The 22,910-nt window shown below is 72.1% G+C and carries 18 protein-coding genes and 1 rRNA gene; 11 read left to right on the top strand and 8 right to left on the bottom strand.

Annotation, left to right across the window (positions count from 1 at the left end; translation table 11 throughout):
* Positions 1–87, top strand: a 5S ribosomal RNA gene (gene rrf, locus AB0412_RS26385); the annotation flags it as partial.
* A gap of 89 nt (positions 88–176) precedes the next feature.
* On the opposite strand, the gene AB0412_RS26380 is transcribed toward rrf, so the two are convergent.
* Genes AB0412_RS26380 through AB0412_RS26360 form a run of 5 tightly spaced genes read right to left on the bottom strand, consistent with a single transcriptional unit; the run spans position 177 to position 5,904 of the window.
* Complete coding sequence (locus tag AB0412_RS26380) at positions 177–1,487, bottom strand: DUF58 domain-containing protein (protein ID WP_366405056.1); 1,311 nt, start codon at positions 1,485–1,487, stop codon at positions 177–179.
* Positions 1,487–2,476 (bottom strand): MoxR family ATPase, encoded by a 990-nt coding sequence (locus AB0412_RS26375; RefSeq protein WP_366405061.1) that lies wholly within the window; start codon positions 2,474–2,476, stop codon positions 1,487–1,489. Before AB0412_RS26375 ends, AB0412_RS26380 begins: the two co-directional genes overlap by 1 nt.
* Positions 2,476–3,672: a DUF4350 domain-containing protein gene (locus AB0412_RS26370; RefSeq protein ID WP_366405055.1), complete on the bottom strand. Its 1,197-nt coding sequence runs from the start codon at positions 3,670–3,672 to the stop codon at positions 2,476–2,478. The genes AB0412_RS26375 and AB0412_RS26370 overlap by 1 nt, the downstream gene beginning before the upstream one ends.
* On the bottom strand, positions 3,669–4,436 hold the full coding sequence (locus tag AB0412_RS26365) for a DUF4129 domain-containing protein (protein WP_366405054.1): 768 nt from the start codon (positions 4,434–4,436) through the stop codon (positions 3,669–3,671). The genes AB0412_RS26370 and AB0412_RS26365 overlap by 4 nt, the downstream gene beginning before the upstream one ends.
* Positions 4,437–4,440: 4 nt before the next feature.
* Positions 4,441–5,904, bottom strand: coding sequence for a glycerophosphoryl diester phosphodiesterase membrane domain-containing protein (locus AB0412_RS26360; protein ID WP_366405053.1), 1,464 nt, complete (start codon positions 5,902–5,904; stop codon positions 4,441–4,443).
* A gap of 140 nt (positions 5,905–6,044) precedes the next feature.
* Between AB0412_RS26360 and mtnA the strand changes: the two genes are divergently transcribed.
* The 7 genes from mtnA to AB0412_RS26325 all read left to right on the top strand — a co-directional run bounded on the left by mtnA (position 6,045) and on the right by AB0412_RS26325 (position 15,267).
* Positions 6,045–7,193 (top strand): S-methyl-5-thioribose-1-phosphate isomerase, encoded by a 1,149-nt coding sequence (gene mtnA / locus AB0412_RS26355; protein WP_366405052.1) that lies wholly within the window; start codon positions 6,045–6,047, stop codon positions 7,191–7,193.
* Positions 7,194–7,377: 184 nt separating this feature from the next.
* On the top strand, positions 7,378–8,067 hold the full coding sequence (mtrA, locus tag AB0412_RS26350) for a two-component system response regulator MtrA (RefSeq protein WP_003975799.1): 690 nt from the start codon (positions 7,378–7,380) through the stop codon (positions 8,065–8,067).
* 1 nt (position 8,068) lies between these two features.
* The gene (mtrB, locus tag AB0412_RS26345) at positions 8,069–10,234 is read left to right on the top strand and encodes an MtrAB system histidine kinase MtrB (RefSeq protein ID WP_366405051.1); all 2,166 of its coding nucleotides are present in this window, start codon (positions 8,069–8,071) and stop codon (positions 10,232–10,234) included.
* 85 nt (positions 10,235–10,319) lie between these two features.
* Positions 10,320–12,062: an LpqB family beta-propeller domain-containing protein gene (locus AB0412_RS26340; protein WP_366405060.1), complete on the top strand. Its 1,743-nt coding sequence runs from the start codon at positions 10,320–10,322 to the stop codon at positions 12,060–12,062.
* A 757-nt stretch (positions 12,063–12,819) separates the two neighbouring features.
* On the top strand, positions 12,820–13,314 hold the full coding sequence (locus AB0412_RS26335) for a hypothetical protein (protein ID WP_366405050.1): 495 nt from the start codon (positions 12,820–12,822) through the stop codon (positions 13,312–13,314).
* Between the two features lie 311 nt (positions 13,315–13,625).
* Entirely contained in the window at positions 13,626–14,318 is a 693-nt protein-coding gene (raiA, locus tag AB0412_RS26330; protein WP_366405049.1) for a ribosome-associated translation inhibitor RaiA, read from the top strand.
* A gap of 202 nt (positions 14,319–14,520) precedes the next feature.
* Positions 14,521–15,267 (top strand): response regulator transcription factor, encoded by a 747-nt coding sequence (locus AB0412_RS26325; protein WP_260829410.1) that lies wholly within the window; start codon positions 14,521–14,523, stop codon positions 15,265–15,267.
* Between the two features lie 15 nt (positions 15,268–15,282).
* On the opposite strand, the gene AB0412_RS26320 is transcribed toward AB0412_RS26325, so the two are convergent.
* Positions 15,283–16,470, bottom strand: coding sequence for a crosslink repair DNA glycosylase YcaQ family protein (locus tag AB0412_RS26320; protein WP_366405048.1), 1,188 nt, complete (start codon positions 16,468–16,470; stop codon positions 15,283–15,285).
* A 48-nt stretch (positions 16,471–16,518) separates the two neighbouring features.
* On the bottom strand, positions 16,519–17,088 hold the full coding sequence (locus AB0412_RS26315) for a GNAT family N-acetyltransferase (RefSeq protein WP_366405047.1): 570 nt from the start codon (positions 17,086–17,088) through the stop codon (positions 16,519–16,521).
* Between the two features lie 292 nt (positions 17,089–17,380).
* Here AB0412_RS26315 and secA point away from each other — a divergent pair, with 292 nt between their 5' ends.
* Entirely contained in the window at positions 17,381–20,221 is a 2,841-nt protein-coding gene (gene secA / locus AB0412_RS26310) for a preprotein translocase subunit SecA (RefSeq protein ID WP_366405046.1), read from the top strand.
* A gap of 89 nt (positions 20,222–20,310) precedes the next feature.
* Here the strand turns inward: secA and AB0412_RS26305 are convergent, their stop codons facing one another.
* Complete coding sequence (locus AB0412_RS26305) at positions 20,311–20,943, bottom strand: Rv3235 family protein (protein WP_366405059.1); 633 nt, start codon at positions 20,941–20,943, stop codon at positions 20,311–20,313.
* Between the two features lie 668 nt (positions 20,944–21,611).
* Here AB0412_RS26305 and AB0412_RS26300 point away from each other — a divergent pair.
* Together AB0412_RS26300 and AB0412_RS26295 are read left to right on the top strand one after the other, a co-directional pair.
* A complete protein-coding gene (locus AB0412_RS26300) occupies positions 21,612–22,133 on the top strand; it encodes a hypothetical protein (RefSeq protein ID WP_366405045.1) in 522 nt (173 codons plus the stop codon).
* A gap of 57 nt (positions 22,134–22,190) precedes the next feature.
* Complete coding sequence (locus AB0412_RS26295; RefSeq protein WP_366405044.1) at positions 22,191–22,856, top strand: HAD hydrolase-like protein; 666 nt, start codon at positions 22,191–22,193, stop codon at positions 22,854–22,856.
* Positions 22,857–22,910: the final 54 nt, after the last annotated feature.

Genomic DNA, 22,910 nt, shown 5'->3' with positions numbered 1-22,910 from the left:
GGTTACATTCCGAACCCGGAAGCTAAGCCTTACAGCGCCGATGGTACTGCAGGGGGGACCCTGTGGGAGAGTAGGACGCCGCCGAACAATTATTCCGGGGAACCCCGCACCGTATGGTGCGGGGTTTTCTGCGTTTCTGGGCGTATTAGCAAACAGGGGCCGTCGGGCCCCTGTTCTCAGAGTCGGCCGGCGGACTTCAGTGCCAGGTAGGCGTCTGCCAGAGCCGGGGCCAATTCGTCCGGGGTCGCGTCCACGACTGTGACGCCATGGCGGCGGAGTTGTTCCGCCGTGCGGTCGCGCTCCGTGTGGGCCTGAGCGGCCGCCGCGGCCTCGTACACCGCTTCCGTGGTGCCGCGTGCCTTGGCCATGCGGGCGACGTGCGGGTCCGCTACCGACGCCAGCAGAACCGTGTGGCGCTGGGTCAGTTGGGCCAGCACCGGCAGCAGGCCCTCCTCGATGGGGGCCGTGTCCAGCGTGGTGAGCAGCACGATCAAGGAGCGGCGAGGCGCGGTGCGCAGGGCTGTGGCCGCGAGACCCCGGGCGTCGGTTTCGACCAGCTCGGGTTCGAGGGTGGCCATGGCGTTGACCAGGGACGGCAGGAGATCGCCCGCCGTGCGGCCCTGGACCAGGGTGCGGAGGCGGCGATCGTAGGCGAGGAGGTCGACGCGGTCGCCGGCACGTGAGGCGAGGGCCGCCAGAAGCAGGGCCGCGTCCATGGAGGCGTCCAGGCGGGGGACGTCGCCGACGCGGCCGGCGCTGGTGCGGCCGGTGTCCAGGACCAGCAGGATGTGGCGGTCGCGCTCGGGGCGCCACGTGCGGACGGCGACGGTGGACTGGCGGGCTGTGGCGCGCCAGTCGATGGAGCGGGTGTCGTCGCCGGGGACGTAGTCGCGCAGGCTGTCGAACTCCGTGCCCTCGCCTCGTGTGAGGACGCTGGTGCGGCCGTCGAGTTCGCGCAGGCGGGCCAGCTTGGAGGGCAGGTGCTTGCGGCTTGTGAACGGGGGGAGGACCCGTACCGTCCAGGGGACCTTGTGGGTGCCCTGGCGGGCGAAGAGACCGAGAGGGCCGTAGGAGCGGACGGTGACGCGGTCGGCCTGGCGGTCACCTCGGCGGGTGGGGCGCAGCCGGGTGGTGATGCGCCGGCGTTCGCCCGGGGGGATCACCACGCGGTGGCGGGAGGCCGCCACCTCGGTACCGGGCTGCCAGCTGCTCGGGGGCCAGGCGTCGCGGATGCGGGCGCGGAGCGGGCGGCGGGACGGGTTGGTGATGGTCAGGGTGACGTCGGCGGTGTCGCCCAGGCGGGCCGAGGTGTCGCCGGAGCGGGTGAGACCGAGGCGCCTCACGGGGGCGGCCAGCGCGTAGTCGCAGGCGCAGGCCACCGCCAGGGGGCCGTTGACGGCGAGGATGCCCGTCCAGCTGGGTTCCCAGATGCCGACGGGGAGGGAGCCGAGGGCCGCGAGGAGGGCGGCGCGTCCGGTGAGCGCCATCAGCGGGGGACGGGGACGTGGGCCAGGATGGCGTTGATGACCGAGTCGGCCGTGACGCCTTCCATCTCGGCTTCAGGGCGGAGTTGGACGCGGTGGCGGAGGGTGGGCAGGGCGAGGGCCTTCACATCGTCCGGGATGACGTAGTCGCGGCCGGTCAGCCAGGCCCAGGCGCGGGCTGTGGACAGCAGAGCGGTGGCTCCTCGGGGGGAGACGCCGAGGGTGAGGGACGGCGACTCACGGGTGGCTCGGCAGATGTCGACGACGTAGGCGGTGATCTCGGGGGAGACGGTCGTCTTGGCGACGGCGGCGCGGGCCGCCTCCAGGTCGGTGGCGCCCGCTACGGGGCGTACTCCGGCGGCGCGCAGGTCGCGCGGGTTGAAGCCCTCGGCGTGGCGGGTGAGGACGTCGATCTCGTCCTGGCGGGAGGGCAGGGGGATGGTGAGTTTGAGGAGGAAGCGGTCCAGCTGGGCTTCCGGGAGGGGGTAGGTGCCCTCGTACTCCACGGGGTTCTGCGTCGCCGCCACCAGGAAGGGATCGGGGAGGAGGCGGGGGGTGCCGTCGACGGTGACCTGGCGTTCCTCCATGGCCTCGAGGAGGGACGACTGGGTCTTCGGGGGCGTGCGGTTGATCTCGTCGGCGAGGAGCAGGTTGGTGAAGACCGGGCCGGGCTGGAAGGAGAACTCGGCGGTGCGGGCGTCGTAGACCAGGGAGCCGGTGACGTCGCTCGGCATCAGGTCGGGCGTGAACTGGACGCGTTTGGTGTCGAGTTCGAGGGTTGCGGCGAGGGCGCGGATCAGCAGCGTCTTGGCGACGCCGGGGACGCCTTCGAGAAGGACGTGCCCGCGGCAGAGCAGGGCGACGACGAGGCCGGTGACTGCGGGGTCCTGGCCGACCACGGCTTTGCCGATCTCGGCGCGCAGGGCTTCCAGGGAGGCCCGGGCGGCGGCCGGATCCCCGGTGTGCGCGGCGTTGTCAGTGGTCGGGTCCATCATGGACGGCGTACCTCACTTTCGAGGGCGTCGAGTCGGTCGGCGAGCTGGATCAGGCTTGCGTCGTCGCCGGGTGGCGGGCCGAAGAGGAGGGGCTGCAAGGACTGTTGTCCGTCGGCCTGGAGGTGGGCGGACAGTGCGGGGAGCAGGGCTTCGGGCGTGTGCGCCTGGGTGACGGGGACGCCGACGAGGGGGGCGAGGCGCGTGCGGGTGGTGGAGCGAAGAGCGGCGGCGGCGCGGTCGCGGGCGTTCGCCCTGCGGTAGAGGCGGGCGCGGCCTTCGACGGTTTCGGAGGCGCGGATCGCCACGGGGAGTTTTTCGGGGACCAGAGGGCCGAGTCGGCGTGCCCGCCACAGGGCGGCCAGGGCTGCCGCGATGAAGAGCTGCAGTGTGCCCCAGAGCCAGCCGGAGGGGAGCAGGTCGAAGAAGCCGCGCTCGTCCTCGGGGGCGGCGGAGGCGTCGGCGAGTGAGGGGAGGTACCAGACCAGATGCGGGCGGGTGCCGAGGAGTTGGAGGGCGAGCGAGGCGTTTCCCTGCTCGTCGAGGCGGTCGTTGAGGAGGATGTCGGGCGCGCCGAGCAGGACGGTGTCGCCGTCGCCGGACGGGGCCGGGATGCGCAGCAGTGTGGCCAGGCGCTCGCTGGGGTAGCACTCGTCGGCGGTGACGTGGGTGGTGCTGTAGCGGATGCCGCCCGTGTCGGCGGTGCCCGCGCGGCGGGCGGCGGGCAGCGCGCAGTCGGGCGAGAGGGTGGTGTCGAGGCTGGTCGCAGGGTCGGCGGTGACGCCGGGGGCGAGGCGCTCCACGGAGACGCCGCCGGCGGCGACCAGGACGGTGCGGCCTCCGGAGTCGGCGAACGCCGAGTGCAGCCGGGTCTGCTGACTGGGGGTCAGCAGGTCGGGGACGGCGATCAGGAGGGTCGTGTCGGGCCCGGATGCCGCGCCCGCTTCGTCCAGGGTCGTCACCACGCGTGTGTCCACCCCGCGGTCGGCCAGGAGTTCGGCCACGGCTCGGCTGCCGTTGGGGTCGGCGGAGCGCGGGTCGAGTTCGCCGTGCCGGCTGTCCGAGCGGACCAGGGCGATGGCCACGGCTGCCGCGAGCAGCACGACCAGCGCGAGAGCGATGCCTCGCGTGCGGGTCCACACCTGGCGGGCGGTGGGCGAGGCCGAGGTGGACGGGAGCGTGACCTCGGTCGTCATCCGGCGGCTCCCTGGCGGGCGTGGGGGTCCGTGGTGTCGGTGGTGCTGGGGGCCGTGCTGCTGGTCGGCAGCTGCGGTCTGGTGCGTTCCAGGTCGCGGTCGAGCGCGGCGATGCGTCGGTACGACTCCTCGGTCGCCGTCCGGCCGCCGTATGTCACGTCGTCGAAGGCGCGGGCGGCGGCGTGCAGCCCGTCGGTGTGGGTCGGCAGGGCGCGGCCCGCCTCGGCGGCGGCCTCGTCGGCGGTGCGGCCGGGGCGGATGTCGAGGAGGGCGCGCTCCTCCAGGGAGCGGACGATGGCCCGCATGCGCTCCTGCACGGCCTGGTTCCAGTGCCTCTGGGCGGCGTGCGCCTCGGCCGCCGCGCGGTGTTCGGCGGCGCTGCGGGGGCGGTCGTCGAACAGGGCTGGGGCGGAGGTGGGCTCGCGGCGCGGGGTGCCCAGGCGCCACCAGAGGGCGGCCAGTACGGCGACGACCGCCGCGATGATGACGATCAGGCCGAGTGTGCCGCCGGGTGTCGCGGTGGAGGCGGTGCTCAGCAGGTCGTCGACCCACTCCCAGAAGGCGTCCAGGGCCCGCTGGAACCAGCCGGGGTCGTTCTCGTGGTACATGCGCTTGGACAGCTCGCGCCGGGCCGCCTCCCGCGCGGGATCACGCGGGACGGTCAGGGGCGGCTCGTCGTCGCCGCGCAGCAGGGTCCGTACGGCCGTGTCCGCGGCACCGGGCAGGGCCTGTACCGATGTGAGAACTCCCCCCGTGGCGTTCACCGCATCAGCTCCCCGGGTTGGTGCCGGTGCCGTAGCCCTGGAGGCCTGCGGCGCGGGCCAGTTCGAGGTCGAGGGCCTCGCGGCGGATGCGCTGGTCGATGTAGAGCAGCACGGTGACGCCGGCCGTGATCGGGAACGTGATCACGGCGCCGATGACCGAGCCGATGCCGCTGACGATGAGGAACGTCCAGCCGACGTCGCCGGGGTTGTTGAGGAAACCGGAGACGCCGTCGCTGCCGAGGGCCGCGGCGAGGAAGGTGAACGGGATGACGATGATCGAGGCGACGACGTTCGCGATGACCGTGGCGAGCAGCTGTATGCCGAAGATCCGCCACCAGGAGCCGCGGACCAGCTTCGCGGAGCGGGTCATCGCCTTCACGATGCCCTGCTTCTCCAGCATCAGCGTCGGCGAGGCCAGCGAGAAGCGGATCATCAGCCACAGGGCGACCACGCCGGCGCCGATGATGCCCAGGACGGTGAGCGCCACGCCAGGTCCGGTGGCGCCCGCGACGGTCACCAGGATGCCGGGCAGCGAACCGGCGGTGACGATGCCGGCGGTGATGAGCAGCAGCAGGCAGATCAGGCCGAACAGCTTCAGGACCTGAGGACGGGCGTCGCGCCAGGCCTCGCCCGTGGTGACCGGCTTGCCGAGTACGGCACGGCTGGTGACGGTGGTGAGCAGGGCGGTGGCGGCGACGGTGCCGACCAGGGTGATCAGGAAGATGACGCCGTTGTTGAGCAGGGCGTCGCCCATGGCCCGGGTGAGTTCGCTGAGCGTGGCGCTCGGGTCGTTGAGCACGTCGCTGCTGGAGGTGTCCAGGACCAGTCCCTGGAAGAGGACGACGACGATCTCGGTGAGGACGGCGACGGTCAGCGAGATGCCGAGGACCGTGCGCCAGTAGGTGCGCATGGTGGAGACGGCGCCGTCGAGGATCTCACCCACGCCGAGCGGGCGGAGCGGGATCACACCGGGCTTGGCCGCGGGCGGCGGACCGCCCCAGCCGCCTCCCCAGGCGCCGCCCCAGGCACCCTGGCCGCCGGGTCCGCCGGGGGCTCCGTAGCCACCGCCGTGGCCTCCGGGGCCTCCGTGGCTCCCGGGGCCGCCGTAGCCTCCGGGGCCGGCGGGAGGCGGGGTGCCCCAGCCCGGGCCGGGCGGGGGCGGAGGCGGCGTCCGGCCCGGGCCGGGCGGGGTGCCGGGTGCGCCGGTGGGCGCGGACCACTGGCTCGGTGGCGGCTGCTCCTTCGACCACTTCATGCCCGGTCCCTGCGGTGCCTGACCCGGCTGACCGGGCTGCTCGGGTTGCCCCGGCTGCTGGGGCCGGTCGGCGGGCTGCCGCGGCTGCTGGGGGCGGTCTGCGGGTTCCTCGGGGTTCTGGCGGTCGGCGGGCTCGGCAGGGCCGGACGTGCCGGGCTCCTGCCCCTCGGACGGGGCGGATCCGGGCGAGGCCCAGCCCGGAGTGTCGTTCATCGTCGCTCCTTCACGGTGCCCGTCCGCGGTCGCGGCGGCAGGTTGGCAGCCATCGTGCCATGGGGTGGTCATCGGGTGACCTGGCGAGGTGAGGGCTGCATAGCTTCAATTGTCCGCGCGTTAGGGGGCAGACTGACCGCATGGCTGATCAGTACGCGCACAGCGGCGACAACAAGCGGCCGACCGAGATCCCGGCGATCCGCTGGGAAGAGCCACCCGAAGGACCCGTCCTGGTCCTGCTCGACCAGACGAGGCTGCCGGCCGAGGAGGTCGAGCTCGTCTGTACGGATGCGTCGGCGCTGGTGGAGGCGATCCGCTCGCTCGCCGTCCGCGGGGCGCCCCTGCTCGGCATCGCCGGGGCGTACGGCGTCGCGCTCGCCGCCGTGCGGGGCTTCGAGGTGGACGACGCGGCGTCGGCACTGGAGAGCGCCCGGCCGACCGCGGTGAACCTCGCGGTCGGGGTCCGCCGGGCCCACACGGCCTATCAGGCGGCTCTCGCGCGCTCCGGCGACCCCCGGCAGGCGGCCGGGGCCGCGCTGGCCGCGGCACGGCAGCTGCACCGGGAGGACGCCGAGGCCAGCGCCCGCATGGCCGAGCACGGCCTGGCGCTGCTCACCGAGCTGCTGCCCGGCGGCGGGCACCGGATCCTGACGCACTGCAACACCGGGTCGCTGGTGTCGGGCGGGGAGGGCACGGCGTTCGCGGTGGCGCTGGCCGCACACCGGGCGGGGGAGCTGCGGCGGCTGTGGGTGGACGAGACGCGTCCGCTGTTGCAGGGCGCCCGGCTCACGGCGTACGAGGCGGCCGGCAGCGGCATGGCGTACACGCTGCTCACGGACAACGCGGCGGGGTCGCTGTTCGCGGCGGGCGAGGTGGACGCGGTGCTGGTCGGGGCGGACCGGATCGCGGCCGACGGGTCGGTGGCGAACAAGGTCGGGACCTACCCGCTCGCGGTGCTGGCGCGGTACCACCATGTGCCGTTCATCGTGGTCGCGCCGGTGACGACCGTGGACCCGGACACCCCGGACGGAGCGGCCATCGAGGTCGAGCAGCGGCCCGGGCACGAGGTCACCGAGATCACCGCGCCCCAGGTGCCGGTGGCCGGCACGGAGGCGGGCGGCGGGATCCCGGTGGCGCCGCTGGGGACGCAGGCGTACAACCCGGCGTTCGATGTGACGCCGCCGGAGCTGGTGACGGCGATCGTCACGGAGGAGGGCGTCGTCTCCCCCGTGACGGCGGAGGCGCTGGCCGAGCTGTGCGCGAAGGCGCGTCCGGGCACGACCGACTGAGAACCGACCGAGAACCGGGCCGAGAACCGGGCCGGGAACCGACTCAGAACCGCCGTGAGCCTGCCCGGCCGGGGGCCGGGCAGGCTCACGGCGGCCGGGGGCAGACAGTGACGGTGGCCTACGACTATCGTCACGAGGCAGTGACGTGCCTCACCTGCACCTTCGCCACCGTTATGAGAATGGGATGATGTCGTTTATGAAGGGACGAGTCCTTGTCGTCGACGACGACACCGCACTGGCCGAGATGCTCGGCATTGTGCTGCGTGGTGAGGGTTTTGAGCCGTCTTTCGTAGCCGACGGCGACAAGGCGCTGGCCGCCTTCCGCGAGACCAAGCCCGACCTGGTGCTGCTGGACCTGATGCTGCCCGGCCGGGACGGTATCGAGGTCTGCCGTCTGATCAGGGCGGAGTCCGGGGTGCCGATCGTGATGCTCACGGCGAAGAGCGACACCGTCGATGTCGTGGTGGGCCTGGAGTCCGGCGCCGACGACTACATCGTGAAGCCGTTCAAGCCGAAGGAGCTGGTCGCCCGGATCCGGGCGCGGCTGCGCAGGTCGGAGGAGCCGGCGCCGGAGCAGCTCGCCATCGGCGATCTGGTGATCGACGTGGCCGGGCACTCGGTGAAGCGGGACGGGCAGTCGATCGCGCTGACGCCGCTGGAGTTCGACCTGCTGGTGGCGCTGGCCCGCAAGCCGTGGCAGGTGTTCACGCGTGAGGTGCTGCTCGAGCAGGTCTGGGGCTACCGTCACGCGGCGGACACGCGCCTGGTGAACGTGCATGTGCAGCGGCTGCGCTCCAAGGTCGAGAAGGACCCGGAGAAGCCGGAGATCGTGGTGACCGTCCGTGGTGTCGGATACAAGGCAGGACCGAGCTGACATGTCCGGTGACAGTGCCGCTTCGGCGCCCGGCCGGTCCGGGGGCCGTCCGGAGCGGCCTGTCGGCGGGAGGACGGCGGGCTCCCGCTGGGGACGCCTGCTGGACGGCGGGCTGCTGCAGGGCGGAGTCCACGGCAGCCCGGTGATCCGGCTGTTCGTGCGCTGGGTGCGCAGGCCGCTGCTGCCGGTGATGCGGTTGTGGCGGCGCAACATCCAGCTCAAGGTCGTCGTCACCACGCTGCTGATGTCGCTGGGCGTGGTCCTGCTGCTCGGCTTCGTCGTGATCGGGCAGGTGCGCAACGGACTGCTCGACGCCAAGGTGAAGGCCTCGCAGAGCCAGGCCGTCGGCGGGTTCGCCGTGGCCGAGCAGAAGGCCGACGAGGCGGCGAGCATCACCGGCGACGACGGCACCACCGTGGACGGAGAACCGTCGACGAGCGTCATCCAGTGGATGAGCGACCTCGTCGAGTCGCTCTCCAGCGGCGGTCAGGGTGCCTTCGACGTGGTGACGCTGCCCGCGGGCGACGACAGCGGCGGCGGGCGCGGCCCGCGCGCCTCGGGCCAGGTCATCGCGACCGCCAGCGTGCCGGAGGACCTGCGTGAGCGGGTCAACTCCAGCTCGACGGCCGTGCAGAGCTACACCCGCATCATCTACGACAGCGGGGCCGAGTCCCAGCCGGGGCTGGTCATCGGCAAGCAGGTCAGCGACCCCAACAACAACCCCTACCAGCTGTACTACCTCTTCCCGCTCACACAGGAGGAGAAGTCGCTGAGCCTGGTGAAGGGCACCCTGGCGACCGCGGGGCTGTTCGTCGTCGTGCTGCTGGGCGCCATCGCCTGGCTCGTGGTGCGGCAGGTCGTCACGCCGGTACGGATGGCGGCCGGGATCGCCGAGCGGCTGTCCGCCGGGCGGCTCCAGGAGCGGATGAAGGTCACCGGCGAGGACGACATCGCGCGTCTCGGTGAGGCGTTCAACAAGATGGCGCAGAACCTCCAGCTGAAGATCAACCAGCTCGAGGACCTGTCGCGGATGCAGCGCCGGTTCGTCTCCGACGTGTCGCACGAGCTGCGTACGCCGCTGACGACGGTGCGGATGGCGGCGGACGTCATCCATGAGGCACGCGAGGACTTCGACCCGGTGACCGCGCGGTCGGCCGAGCTGCTCGCCGACCAGCTGGACCGGTTCGAGTCGCTGCTCGCCGACCTGCTGGAGATCAGCCGTTTCGACGCGGGCGCGGCGGCGCTGGAGGCGGAGCCGATAGATCTGCGGGACGTCGTACGCCGGGTCGTCACCGGGGCCGAGCCGCTCGCCGAGCGCAAGGGCACCGAGATAAAGGTCGTCGGCGATCAGCAGCCGGTGGTCGCCGAGGCGGACGCGCGGCGCGTGGAGCGCGTACTGCGCAATCTCGTCGTCAACGCCGTCGAGCACGGCGAGGGCAAGGACGTCGTCGTCAAGCTCGCCGCCGCGGGCGGGGCGGTCGCGATCGCGGTGCGCGACTACGGGGTCGGGCTCAAGCCCGGCGAGGCGACGCGGGTCTTCAGCCGCTTCTGGCGGGCTGACCCGGCACGCGCGCGTACCACCGGCGGTACGGGCCTCGGCCTGTCGATCGCCCTGGAGGACGCGCGGCTGCACGGCGGCTGGCTGCAGGCGTGGGGTGAGCCGGGCGGCGGCTCGCAGTTCCGGCTGACGCTGCCGAGGACAGCGGACGAGCCGCTGCGCGGGTCCCCGATACCCCTGGAGCCGAAGGACTCACGGCGCAACCGCGGGCTCGACGACGCCGGCCTGCCCAGTGGCGGCGCGGACGGCACCAAGCGCGCCACAGTGCCGGCGCAGCAGGCGGGCACGGGCGTGACGGCACGGTCGTCCCGGGACCCGCTCGCCCCGAGGCCCACCGGCGCCGCACCCGCCGCGGATCCGACGGCCCTGCCGGGGAACGGCGCCCGTGTGGTGTCCCGGCAGGCGTCGGGTGAGCGAGAGCGGGGGGAGCCGCCCGCCGGCGGCGGGGCAGGGCATGCCGGGACGGACGGGGCCGCGCAGGGAGCCGGGACAGGAGCAGGCCCTGACACGAGCGCCGGTGCCGAGACCGACAGGAACGGTGCGCGTGCGGCAGGGGCGGGACGCGCCGAGGGATACGACAGGCAAGGGGAGGCTTCACGTGGGCGGTAGGGGGGTCCGGGCCGATCGGGGGAGGCCGGTGCGGGCAGCGGTGTGCGCCGCTGCCGGTGCCGTACTGCTGGCCGGGTGCGCCTCGATGCCGGACAGCGGGGATCTGCGCGACGTCGAGTCCACGCCCCGCCAGGACACGCAGGTGCGCGTGTTCGCCATGCCGCCGAGTGACGACGCGACGCCCACGCAGATCGTGCAGGGCTTTCTGGAGGCGCTGACCAGCGACGACCCGCAGTACAAGACCGCGCGCCAGTATCTGACCGAGGACGCCGCGAAGACGTGGCGGCCGGAGGTGTCCACCACGGTGCTCGCCGACGGGCCGGACGCCCAGGAGGACCGTCCGGTGCGGGAGGACGCCGATGTGCGGTCCTTCACGCTGACGGGCACCAAGGTCGCCACCGTGGACGCGCAGCAGTCCTACGCGCCCGCCTCGGGGTCGTACGACAAGCTGCTGCATCTCACGCGGGACACGAAGAACCGCGAGTGGCGCATCGACGGGGTGCCGCCGGGCATCGTCATGGGCCAGTCGGACTTCGAGCGCAACTTCATGTCGGTCAACAAGTACTACTTCGCCTCGAACACCGCGGGTTCCGCGGCCGGTTCGCCCCCGATGGCGGTGGCCGATCCCGTCTACGTGCGCAGTCATGTGGACCCCACGACGCAGATGGTGCGCTCTCTGCTGCGCGGCCCCACCACCTGGCTGAACCACGTGGTCAGGTCGAGCTTCCCGACGGGGACGGCGCTGGCGAAGGGCGCCGGGGCGCTGACGGCGGACGAGCGGGGCAGGCTGACCGTGCCGCTCAACGGCCGGGCGGCGAAGGTGGGGCTCAACCGCTGCGAGGAGATGGCCGCCCAGCTGCTGTTCACGCTGCGCAACCTCAGTCCGGTCGTGGAGGAGGTCGACCTGCGGGCCGGCGAGAAGCAGTTGTGCTCGCTCAGCCAGGAGGGTGCCGACACCGTCGCCGCGCGGGGCTCGCAGCACCACCCCGACTACCTGTACTTCCTCGACGAGGACCACAAGCTGGTGCGGATCGCCGCGGGCAACAGCGACACGGACCCGGAGGCGGTGCCGGGAGCGCTGGGCGAGGGCGAGAAGGCGCTGCGGTCCGTGGCGGTCGCGCGGGACGAGCACACCGCGGCCGGGGTCGCGATCGACGGCAAGTCGCTGTACGTCGGGTCGATGGTGTCGGGCGGTTCGCTCGGCGAGCCCGTGCTGCGCAGCCGGGGCAGGACGGAGAAGGACCGGCTGACCGCGCCGAGCTGGGATGCCCAGGGCGGGCTGTGGGTGGCCGACCGGGACCCCGCCGACCCGCGGCTGTATCTGCTGGAGAAGGGCGGCGGGGAGCCGCTGGAGGTGCGGACGCCGGGGCTCGACGGTCGCATCCAGTCGGTCCGGGTGGCCGCCGACGGGGTGCGGATCGCGCTCGTCGTGGAGAAGGGCGAGCGGCGTTCGCTGCTGGTCGGGCGGATCGAACGCAGCAGGCCGGACGACAGGACGGACGAGCGGCCCACGGTCACCGTGCTGGAACTGCGCTCGCCGACGCCCGAGTTGGAGCAGGTCACCGCGATGTCGTGGACCGGGGACAGCCGGCTCGTGGTGGTCGGACGCGAGCAGGGTGGCGTCGAGCAGATGCGCTACGTCGATGTCGACGGCTCCACGCCGGACATCTCGCCGCCCGCCGCCCTCACCGGGGTCAAGGAGGTCACCGCGTCCTCCGACGACCGGGTGCCGCTGGTGGCGTACTCGGTGGACGGGATCGTACGGCTGCCGTCGGGTGCGCAGTGGCAGAAGGTGACGCAGGGGTCGGCGCCGGTCTATCCGGGGTGATGCCGTCCGCTCCGCTGTGGCCCGGCGCGGTCCGGCCGAGTTGTCCACAGGGGTGGCCGGTCGGGGTGGGCGTTGGCACAGTGGGGCCATGCGGGGCTGGTGGCGTGACTTCACCGACCTGGTGCTTCCGGCCGAGTGCGGCGGATGCGGCAGGCCGCGCACGGTGCTGTGCGCCCGGTGCCGTACGGCGCTGAGCGGGGCGCCGCCACGCCGGGTGCGCCCGGAGCCGGAACCGGCCGGTCTGCCGGTCGTGCACGCGGCGGCCCCGTACGCCGACGAGGTGCGCGCGACCCTGCTGGCCCACAAGGAACGCGGCTCCCTGACGCTTGCGCGCCCTTTGGGCGAGGCGCTCGCGGGCTCTGTGCGGGCGGGGTTGGCGGCGTGGGCGGCGGAGGCCGACGCGGACCGGTGGCGCGTGCGGGGGGCGCGTGCTGCGGAGGACGGGCGCGGGCGGTTGCCGGATGCCTCGGCGGTCGGGCGGGCGCCGGAGGCGGGTGTCGAGGGCCTGCGCGCGCCGGGTGGCCGGGGTGCCGCGCGCGAACCGGCGGCGTCGGCCGGCCGGGCTCCGGAGGCGGCTGCTGGGTATTGGCGTGCGCTGGGTGGGACTGCCGGGCACGGAGAGGTGCTGTCAGCCGGCGGGGTGCCTGAGGGGTGTGGGAGGTCTCGGGGCCAGGTCGGCGCGGCGGGGGCTTCTCGGCGTAGGGACGGAGGGGGCGTCGGGCCGTTGCTGGTGCCTGTGCCTTCGGCGCGGGGGGCTGTGCGGGCTCGCGGGCATGACGCGGGGCGGCGGATCGCCTTCGCGGCGGCGGGGGTGCTGCGGCGGTGCGGGGTGCCCGCACGGGTGGTCCCCGTGCTGCGGCAGCGGCGGGACGTGGCCGACCAGTCGGGGCTGAGCGCGCAGGAGCGGCTGGCCAATCTCGCGGGCGCGCTGGCGGTGGCTCCCGGCGGTGAGCGGCTGCTGCGCACCGCCGGGCCGGTGGTCCTCGTCGACGATCTGATGACCACCGGGGCGTCCCTGGCGGAGGCGGCGCGTGCGGTGCGGGCGGCGCTGTCCGGCGGGAGGCTGGACGGGGGGCGGATTTCGAGCGTTTCGCCGTCCGCGTTCGTGTACAGGGGTGAGAGATGGGAAAGGAGAGGAGAACAGTCCGACCGGTCAGCACAGGAGAGGGCGAGCCGGTGGACGTCCGGCGACCGGGTGTGCGCGGCCGTCGTCGCAGCCCCGCCGGATGCTTTCGAAATAAACCGGAACTGACTGAGAACTTACGTCGTTGCAGGTTATGAGAGGCCCAATTCACCTGAACGGAGGTACGCCGCAGTAGAGGGTGACGACATCCGTCCGGGCGAGATATGTTCGGTTGTGAGGGAAAGCCGCAGGCCACACCTCTCGAATCCGAATGCCGTGTCGCGGGTTTTCTGCAATCACCCGCGCTGGGGGAGTGGAGATCCCGCCCACGGGGGAGGAGGTGGAAGTCACCGAGTCCGAGGTTCCGGGGCTGACCGGAATCTGGTGCAAAAGGGAGACGCTCCGCACCGAGGCGGAGCGATCCGGGAACGGAGTTCTGCGTGGACATCGTCGTCAAGGGCCGCAAGACCGAGGTGCCCGAGCGGTTCCGGAAGCACGTGGCCGAGAAGCTGAAGCTGGAGAAGATCCAGAAGCTCGATGGCAAGGTGATCAGCCTCGACGTCGAGGTGTCCAAGGAGCCCAACCCCCGACAGGCCGACCGCTGTGACCGAGTGGAGATCACCCTCCGCTCCCGCGGTCCGGTGATCCGGGCGGAGGCGGCGGCGAGCGACCCGTACGCGGCGCTCGACCTGGCAGCGGAAAAGCTGGACGCCCGGCTGCGCAAGCAGCACGACAAGCGTTTCTCGCGGCGCGGCGCGCGCAGGATCTCGGCAGCCGAGGTCCCCGCCCACGTCCCGGGCGCGGCGACACTCAACGGCACCGGCGCGGCCTCCGCCGCGGAGGAGCGCGAAGCCGTCCCGACGAAGAAGATCGGTTCGCTGGAGGTACAGGGGGACGGACCCCTCGTCGTCCGCGAGAAGACCCACGTCGCCGCCCCCATGACCCTTGACCAGGCTCTCTACGAGATGGAGCTGGTCGGGCACGACTTCTACCTGTTCGTCGACTCCGAGACGAAGGAACCCGCCGTCGTCTACCGGCGCCACGCCTACGACTACGGCGTGATCCACCTCAGGACCGACACGATGGTCACCGAGACCCATTCCCCCGAGGCGGGCGGAACCCTCGGCGGCTGACCTGCCGGGCGACAGCCGAGCGGTGCCCCTGGTGCGCGTGTGCGCCCCCAGGGGCACCGGTGTGCGACCCCTTCGCACCGCACGCTGTCACCCCGGTGTCATCCGGGCATGGAATCATGGCTGCAACGGCTCAAGCGGTGGGCCGTTGCCTTGGGTTGGCGATGGCTCAGGACCACAGGCCAAGCCTTCAGGGGGAGGAACGATGGCGGACAGCTTCGGACCGATGCGTGACGAGGACGCCGACGACGGCGTCGTCGGCATGGGCCCGGACGCGGGCTCACCACGCAAGGAACCGATCAGAGTCCTTGTGGTGGACGACCACGCGCTGTTCCGCCGCGGGCTGGAGATCGTGCTCGCCGCCGAGGAGGACATCCAGGTCGTCGGAGAGGCGGGCGACGGCGCGGAGGCCGTGGAGAAGGCCGCCGATCTGCTGCCCGACATCATCCTCATGGACGTGCGGATGCCGAAACGGGGCGGGATCGAGGCGTGCACCTCCATCAAGGAGGTCGCCCCCAGCGCCAAGATCATCATGCTGACGATAAGCGACGAGGAAGCCGATCTCTACGACGCCATCAAGGCGGGCGCGACCGGTTATCTCCTCAAGGAGATCTCCACCGACGAGGTGGCGACCGCCATTCGCGCGGTGGCCGACGGGCAGTCGCAGATCAGCCCCTCGATGGCGTCGAAACTGCTCACCGAGTTCAAGTCGATGATCCAGCGGACCGACGAGCGCAGGCTCGTTCCGGCGCCGCGGCTGACGGACCGTGAACTGGAAGTCCTCAAGCTCGTCGCCACGGGAATGAACAACCGCGACATCGCCAAGGAGTTGTTCATCTCCGAGAACACCGTGAAGAACCACGTGCGCAACATCCTGGAGAAGCTGCAACTGCACTCCAGGATGGAGGCGGTGGTCTACGCGATGCGGGAGAAGATCCTCGAGATCCGCTGAGCACGTCGGGGCACGTCAGGCCAGGAGCCGGGCGAGTTCCCGGACGAGGGGATCGCGCAGCTCCGGTGCTTCCACGCGCTCCACGCGGACGTCGCTGCAGTCCACCCAGCTCGCCGCCTCCACCAGCGCCTGCGCGACCGCCGGGACCGCCTTGCGGCCCTCCAGCGTGGCCAGTCTGGCCACCAGGGTGCGGCCCTCGCGGGCCGGATCGACCCGGCCGACCAGCCGGCCGCCGGCGAGCACCGGCATCGCGAAATAGCCGTACACCCGCTTCTGCTTGGGCACGTAGGCCTCCAGGCGGTGGGTGAAGCCGAAGATCCGCTCGGTGCGCGCCCGTTCCCAGATCAAGGAGTCGAAGGGGGACAGCAGGGTCGTACGGTGGCGGCCGCGGGGCGGGGTCGCGAGGGCCGCCGGATCGGCCCAGGCCGGCTTGGACCAGCCCTCGACCGTGACCGGCACCAGACCGGAGTCGGCGATCACCGCGTCGACCTGTTCGCCCTTGAGGCGGTGGTAGTCGGCGATGTCCGCCCGCGTGCCCACGCCCAGGGACTGGCCGGCCAGCCGCACCAGGCGGCGCAGGCACTCGGTGTCGTCCAGTTCGTCGTGCAGCAGAGCGTCCGGGATCGCGCGCTCGGCGAGGTCGTAGACCCGCTTCCAGCCGCGGCGCTCCACGCACACCACCTCGCCGTACATCAGCGCGCGCTCCACGGCGACCTTGGAGCCGGACCAGTCCCACCACTCGCTGGTGCGCTTGGCGCCGCCCAACTCCGTGGCGGTGAGCGGGCCTTCCGCGCGGAGCTGTTTGATCACCTGCTCGTAGGTGCCGTCGGGCAGCTCGTGGTTCCAGTGCGGGCGGTTGCGATAGGCGCGGCGGCGGAAGGCGAAGTGCGGCCACTCCTCGACGGGCAGGATGCACGCGGCGTGCGACCAGTACTCGAACGCGTGCGGCGGCTCGGAGCCGGTCTTCCAGTACGCGTCCTCGACGGTTCTGCGGCCCACGGCGCCCAGGCGGGCGTAGGGGATGAGCTCGTGCGAGCGGGCGAGGACGGAGATGGTATCGAGCTGCACCGCACCCAGGTGACGGAGGACACCGCGGACTCCCGCGCGGCGGTCGGGGGCGCCGAGGAAGCCCTGGGCCCGCAGGGCGATGCGGCGGGCCTCGTCAGCCGACAGTTCCGTGGTGGGACGCGCAAGGGTCGTCATACGTCCGCACGATAGAGGCAGCCACTGACAACGGGAGCGGGGGCGGTGTCACTCACGTGCCGGCACGTACGGGGTCGTCGAGGCGATCCCCAGGTCGGACGGCAGCAGGGAGCCCACCCAGCAGTCCCGCAGCACGCCCTTGTTGTTGATGGCGGCGCGCAAGGTGCCCTCGACGGTGAAGCCCGCGCGTTCGGCCACCGCGCGGGAGGGCAGGTTGCCGACCTCCGCGCGCCACTCCACACGGTCGATCGACATACGGGTGAAGGCCCAGCGGGCGGCCGTGACGGCGGCCTCGGTGATGTAGCCGTTGCCGCGGTGCTCCTTGGCGGCCCAGAAGCCGATCTCGCCCACCCCGAGGGAGCGCGAGGTGATGCCGAGCATGCCGGTGAGGTCCCCGGTGGGCAGGAAGACGCCGAAGGTGAACATCGAGCCGTTCGCCCAGCCGTCGGGGGCCATCTGCTCCGTGAAGCCCCGCGCGTGCTCGGGCAGGTACGGGGAGGGGATCGTGGTCCAGCGCTGGATGTCGGGATCCTGACAGGCCGCGTACACGGCGTCGGTGTCCTGCGGGCCGACGGTGCGCAACAGAAGGCGGTCCGTGGTGAGCGTGACGGGTTCCATCGGCCGATTCTGCTCTCGGGCCGGTGAACGGCGCCATTCCTTTCGCCGTGTGTGAGGCGGCGATCACCCTTCGCGTAATTCGCCGCGGCGATGCGGCACCATCCGAGGGCCCCGGACGTTGTCCTTTGTGAAACAGCCGTGGAACCCATGACAAGCACCTGGCGAGCGGCGGACGGCCACCGGCACGGCAGGCCTCCCGGCGCGGCGGGGTCCTCGCATACGATGGCCGTTGCTCAGTCAGTGAAACGGAAACCGACCGTCCCAGGCCCGACCGGCAAGGAGACCAACCCCCGTGTCCGTCCTCTCGAAGATCATGCGTGCAGGCGAAGGCAAAATCCTGCGCAAGCTGCACCGCATCGCGGACCAGGTCAACTCCATCGAAGAGGACTTCGTCGACCTCTCCGACGCCGAGCTGCGGGCCCTCACCGATGAGTACAAGCAGCGGTACGCCGACGGTGAGAGCCTGGACGACCTGCTGCCCGAGGCGTTCGCCACCGTCCGCGAGGCCGCCAAGCGCGTCCTCGGCCAGCGCCACTACGACGTGCAGATGATGGGCGGCGCCGCCCTGCACATGGGCTACGTGGCCGAGATGAAGACCGGTGAGGGCAAGACCCTCGTCGGCACCCTGCCCGCGTATCTCAACGCCCTGTCCGGCGAGGGCGTCCACATCATCACGGTCAACGACTACCTGGCCGAGCGCGACTCCGAGATGATGGGCCGCGTCCACCGCTTCCTGGGCCTGGACGTCGGCTGCATCCTCGCCAACATGACGCCGGCCCAGCGCCGCGAGCAGTACGCGTGCGACATCACCTACGGCACGAACAACGAGTTCGGCTTCGACTACCTGCGCGACAACATGGCGTGGTCCAAGGAGGAACTCGTCCAGCGCGGGCACAACTTCGCCATCGTCGACGAGGTCGACTCCATCCTGATCGACGAGGCCCGTACGCCGCTGATCATCTCCGGTCCGGCCGATCAGGCCACCAAGTGGTACGGCGACTTCGCGAAGCTGGTCAAGCGCCTCAAGCGCGGTGAGGCCGGGCAGCCGCTCAAGGGCATCGAGGAGACCGGCGACTACGACGTCGACGAGAAGAAGCGCACGGTCGCCATCCACGAGTCCGGTGTCCAGAAGGTCGAGGACTGGCTGGGCATCGAGAACCTGTACGAGTCGGTGAACACCCCGCTCGTGGGCTACCTGAACAACGCCATCAAGGCCAAGGAGCTCTTCAAGCGCGACAAGGACTACGTCATCATCGACGACGAAGTCATGATCGTCGACGAGCACACCGGCCGTATCCTCGCCGGCCGCCGCTACAACGAGGGCATGCACCAGGCCATCGAGGCGAAGGAAGGCGTGCCGATCAAGGACGAGAACCAGACGCTCGCCACGATCACGCTGCAGAACTTCTTCCGCCTCTACAAGCGCCACGACCACAACGGCAAGGAGATGCCGGGTCTGTGCGGCATGACCGGTACGGCGATGACCGAGGCCGCCGAGTTCCACCAGATCTACAAGCTCGGCGTGGTGCCCATCCCGACCAACCGGCCCATGATCCGCAAGGACCAGTCGGACCTGATCTACCGCACCGAGGTCGCCAAGTTCGAGGCGGTCGTCGACGACATCGAGGAGAAGCACCGCAAGGGCCAGCCGATCCTCGTCGGCACGACCTCGGTGGAGAAGTCCGAGTACCTGTCGCAGCAGCTCAGCAAGCGCGGCATCCAGCACGAGGTGCTGAACGCCAAGCAGCACGACCGTGAGGCCCAGATCGTCGCCCAGGCCGGCCGCAAGGGCGCCGTCACGGTGGCCACCAACATGGCCGGCCGTGGTACGGACATCAAGCTCGGCGGCAACCCCGAGGACCTCGCCGAGGCGGAGCTGCGCCAGCGCGGCCTCGACCCCGAGGAGCACATCGAGGAGTGGGCGCACGCCCTGCCCGCGGCGCTGGAGCGGGCCGAGGCGGCGGTCAAGGCCGAGAAGGAGGAGGTCGAGAAGCTCGGCGGCCTCTACGTGCTGGGCACCGAGCGGCACGAGTCGCGGCGTATCGACAACCAGCTGCGCGGTCGTTCCGGCCGTCAGGGCGACCCGGGCGAGTCGCGCTTCTACCTCTCGCTCGGTGACGACCTGATGCGGCTGTTCAAGGCCCAGATGGTCGAGCGCGTGATGTCGATGGCGAACGTCCCGGACGACGTGCCGATCGAGAACAAGATGGTCACGCGGGCGATCGCCTCCGCCCAGTCGCAGGTCGAGCAGCAGAACTTCGAGACCCGTAAGAACGTCCTGAAGTACGACGAGGTGCTCAACCGGCAGCGCGAGGTCATCTACGGCGAGCGGCGCCGCGTCCTGGAGGGCGAGGACCTGCACGAGCAGATCCAGCACTTCATGGACGACACCATCGACGCCTATGTGCAGGCGGAGACCGCCGAGGGCTTCCCCGAGGACTGGGACCTGGACCGGCTGTGGGGCGCCTTCAAGCAGCTCTACCCGTGCAAGGTCACCATCGAGGAGCTGGAGGAGGCGGCCGGCGACCGGGCCGGGCTGACCGCCGAGTTCATCTCCGAGTCCATCAAGGACGACATCCGCGAGCAGTACGCGAAGCGTGAGGAGCAGCTCGGCTCCGAGATCATGCGTGAGCTGGAGCGCCGGGTCGTGCTGTCGGTGCTGGACCGCAAGTGGCGCGAGCACCTCTACGAGATGGACTACCTCCAGGAGGGCATCGGCCTGCGCGCGATGGCGCAGAAGGACCCGCTGGTCGAGTACCAGCGCGAGGGCTTCGACATGTTCACCGCGATGATGGACGGCATCAAGGAGGAGTCCGTCGGCTACCTGTTCAACCTGGAGGTCCAGGTCGAGCAGCAGGTCGAGGAGGTCCCGGTCGAGGACACCGCGCCGTCGCTGGAGAAGCAGGACGCGGTGCCCGCGCAGGCGGGCTCCCGCCCCGAGATCCGCGCGAAGGGCCTGGAGGCGCCGCAGCGGCGGAACCTCCACTTCACCGCGCCGACCGTGGACGGCGAGGGCGGCACCATCGAGGGCGACTTCAGCGAGGACGGCGAGCCGGTGCGCTCCCCGGCCGACGGTCTCACGCGCGCCGAGCGCCGCAAGCAGGCGCGGGGCGGGCGTCGCCGCAAGAAGTGAGCGGGGCTCCCCAGTGAGCGGGGAGCGGTTCGAGCGGGCCGAGGGCCGGGCATCTCAGGATGCCCGGCCCTCGGGCGTCGTGCGGTCGCTCAGTGGGCGCCGGCGTGGTGGGCGCGGGGGCCGCCCACTTCGACGGCGGTGCAGCGCCAGCGCAGGTCCCGGCCCTGTTCCAGCCGGAAGGCCAGGGCGCGCAGCCGGTCGCCGGCGGCGATGCGGGCGAAGACCTCCAGGGCGCCTTCGCGGGGGACGAAGTAACCGATGTCCCGTACGACGGGCCGGGCACCGCGCGTGCGCAGCGGCCCCCGCTCGGCGAGCCGGGCCAGCTCGTCGTAGGCCCGTCCGGCGGTGTGCCGCAGCATGGCGTGCACGGGGCGCTGGCCGCTGAGCACGGCGAGGAGCAGCTCGGCGAAGTGATCGGTGGGGCGGAGCTGGGGGACGGGGAGGGGCCGGCGGGGGGCCTGCTGGGGGACGCGGGGCACGGTCGGGACGGCGCCGGGGACGGCCACCGCCGGTGTGCTCCGCGGGGCCGGCCCCGGCGCGGCGACGCGCCGACGCGGGGCCCGGTAGGACGCAGGGCGGTTGTCGGCGGGCCGGGTGGAGGGCGCCGCACCGGACGGACGGCGCCTGCCGTCGGCGGAGGACGCGGATGTCCCCCTGCCGACGGGGACCCGGGGCGGGGTGGTGCCCGCGGGGCGGGATGGGGGGCGCCCGTCGCCGGACACGGCGGCGCGCTGGAGAGCAGCTGGTCGGTTCCCGGCGGCCGGGGCGGCTGTGGGGCGCGCCGAGGAGGCGCCGGGGGGAGTGCTGCGGGTCGGGCGGGCGAGGGGTTCGGTGGGGTCTGGGCGGGCTCCCGTCCGGGCGGGCCTGGCGCGCGTCGTGGAGACGCTGTCATGCGGTCCGGCGGGGACCGGGCGGTCTCCGGTGGGGCCGTGTGTGGTCTGCGGTGCGGGGCCGTGTGTGGTCTGCGGTGCGGGGCCGGGTGCGGTCTGCGGTGCGGTGGCTGGCGTGCGGGGGTCCTGGTGGGAGGTGCGGCGGGTCTGGGTCCTGGTCATGACCTTGTTCATGGGGGTCCCCGTTCGACGGCCCGGGGCTCGGGGACCGGCTGGGGAGCCGGGCGATACCGGGCGGTAACTTCGTGGTTGGGGATCTTGTACGGGGCGGTCGGGGGCGGCGGCAAGGAGGAGGCGGGCGAGCCCGGGGGGCGGCAGGATTCACCTATCCGAGTGGCGTGCGGCTGCGCGAGCCCGCAAGGGAGCGGGAGCGGCGGGTGAATTCCGGGACGCCGGTGGACGCCGTCGGGGGTGTGGAGGGCAACTCGATGGGGGACGCCCGCGCGTATCCTGAAGGCCCGTCACGACTCCGACCCACTCCGACCCAGAAAGCGGCCGACATGCGCGTCTACGTCCCCCTGACCCTTCCCGGGCTCGCCGAGGCGTACAAGACGGGGCAGCTGGCCGAGGGGCCGTTCCTCGCGTACGCCGTCACGCCCGCGCTGCGCGAGTGGTACCTCTCCGACGACCTCGAGGAGCTGGAGTACGCCGCGCTGAACCGCGCCACCCTGGCCTCGCTTCGGCTGCTGGCGGCGGATCCGGGGGCGCCCAGGCGGCGGGTCGTGGTCGCCGTCGACGTACCCGACAAGGCGGCCTCCACCGACCCCGGCCGCGCACTCGACCCGGACACGCTCGGCGAGGTGCGGGTCGTCGGCGATGTCGCGCTGGCCAAGGCCGCGGCCGTGCACGTGGACGCGGCGGACGCGGAAGCCGACGTGACGGCGGCCGTGGAGGCGCTGTCCGCGGCGGACGCCGGGGACGACGACGCGCAGTTCGTCGTCGACGGCGCCGAGGACCATGAACTGCTCTGGTACGCCACGCAGGAGATCCCGAACCTGATCGACGTCGGCACCGCCGGCTGAAGGCCCGTCGACCTGCCGTTCTCTTGATTGTCAGTGGGGGCGGGTACGTTTGCGGGCATGGGGATGCAGACGGACGCGCACATCGTCTGGGACTGGAACGGCACCTTGTTCCACGATGTCGACGCGGTCATCGGGGCGACGAACGCGGCCTTCGCCGAGCTCGGGCTGGAGCCGATCACGCTGGAGCGGTACCGGGAGCTGTACTGCGTGCCGGTGCCGAAGTTCTACGAGCGGCTGCTCGGCCGGCTGCCGAGTGACGCCGAGTGGGAGGTCATGGACGCGACCTTCCACCGGTACTACACGGAGCACCGGGCGCTGTGCTCCCTCGCCGAGGGCGTGGAGGAGCTGCTGACGGGGTGGGCGTCGGCCGGGCGCAGTCAGTCCATCCTGAGCATGTACGGGCACGATGATCTTGTGCCACTGGTCCGGGACTTCGGGATCGAGCCGCACTTCATACGCGTCGACGGCCGGACGGGTCCCTCCGGGGGCAGCAAGGCGGAGCACATGGTGCGCCATCTCGACGCGCTCAGAAGCGTCGACCCGGCGCGCACCGTGGTGATCGGGGACGCCGCCGACGACGCGCTGGCCGCCCAGGCCGTCGGTGCGCGGGCCGTGCTGTACACGGGCGGTTCCCACGGCCGGGCCAGCCTGGAGGCGGTGGGCGTACCGGTGGTGGACACGCTCGCTGAGGCCGTGGCGGAGGCGGAGCGCCTGGCGGCGTGAGCCTCGACCCCGGCGCGGCCGGCACGCCGAGGACCGCTGCCCACGCCGTGAGCG

Origin of the sequence: Streptomyces sp. NPDC052012 (assembly GCF_040689265.1) — a bacterium.
Classification (GTDB): Bacteria; Actinomycetota; Actinomycetes; order Streptomycetales; family Streptomycetaceae; genus Streptomyces.
The sequence above is the reverse complement of the archived record's forward strand: the minus strand, read 5'-3'. Positions and strand labels throughout refer to the sequence as shown.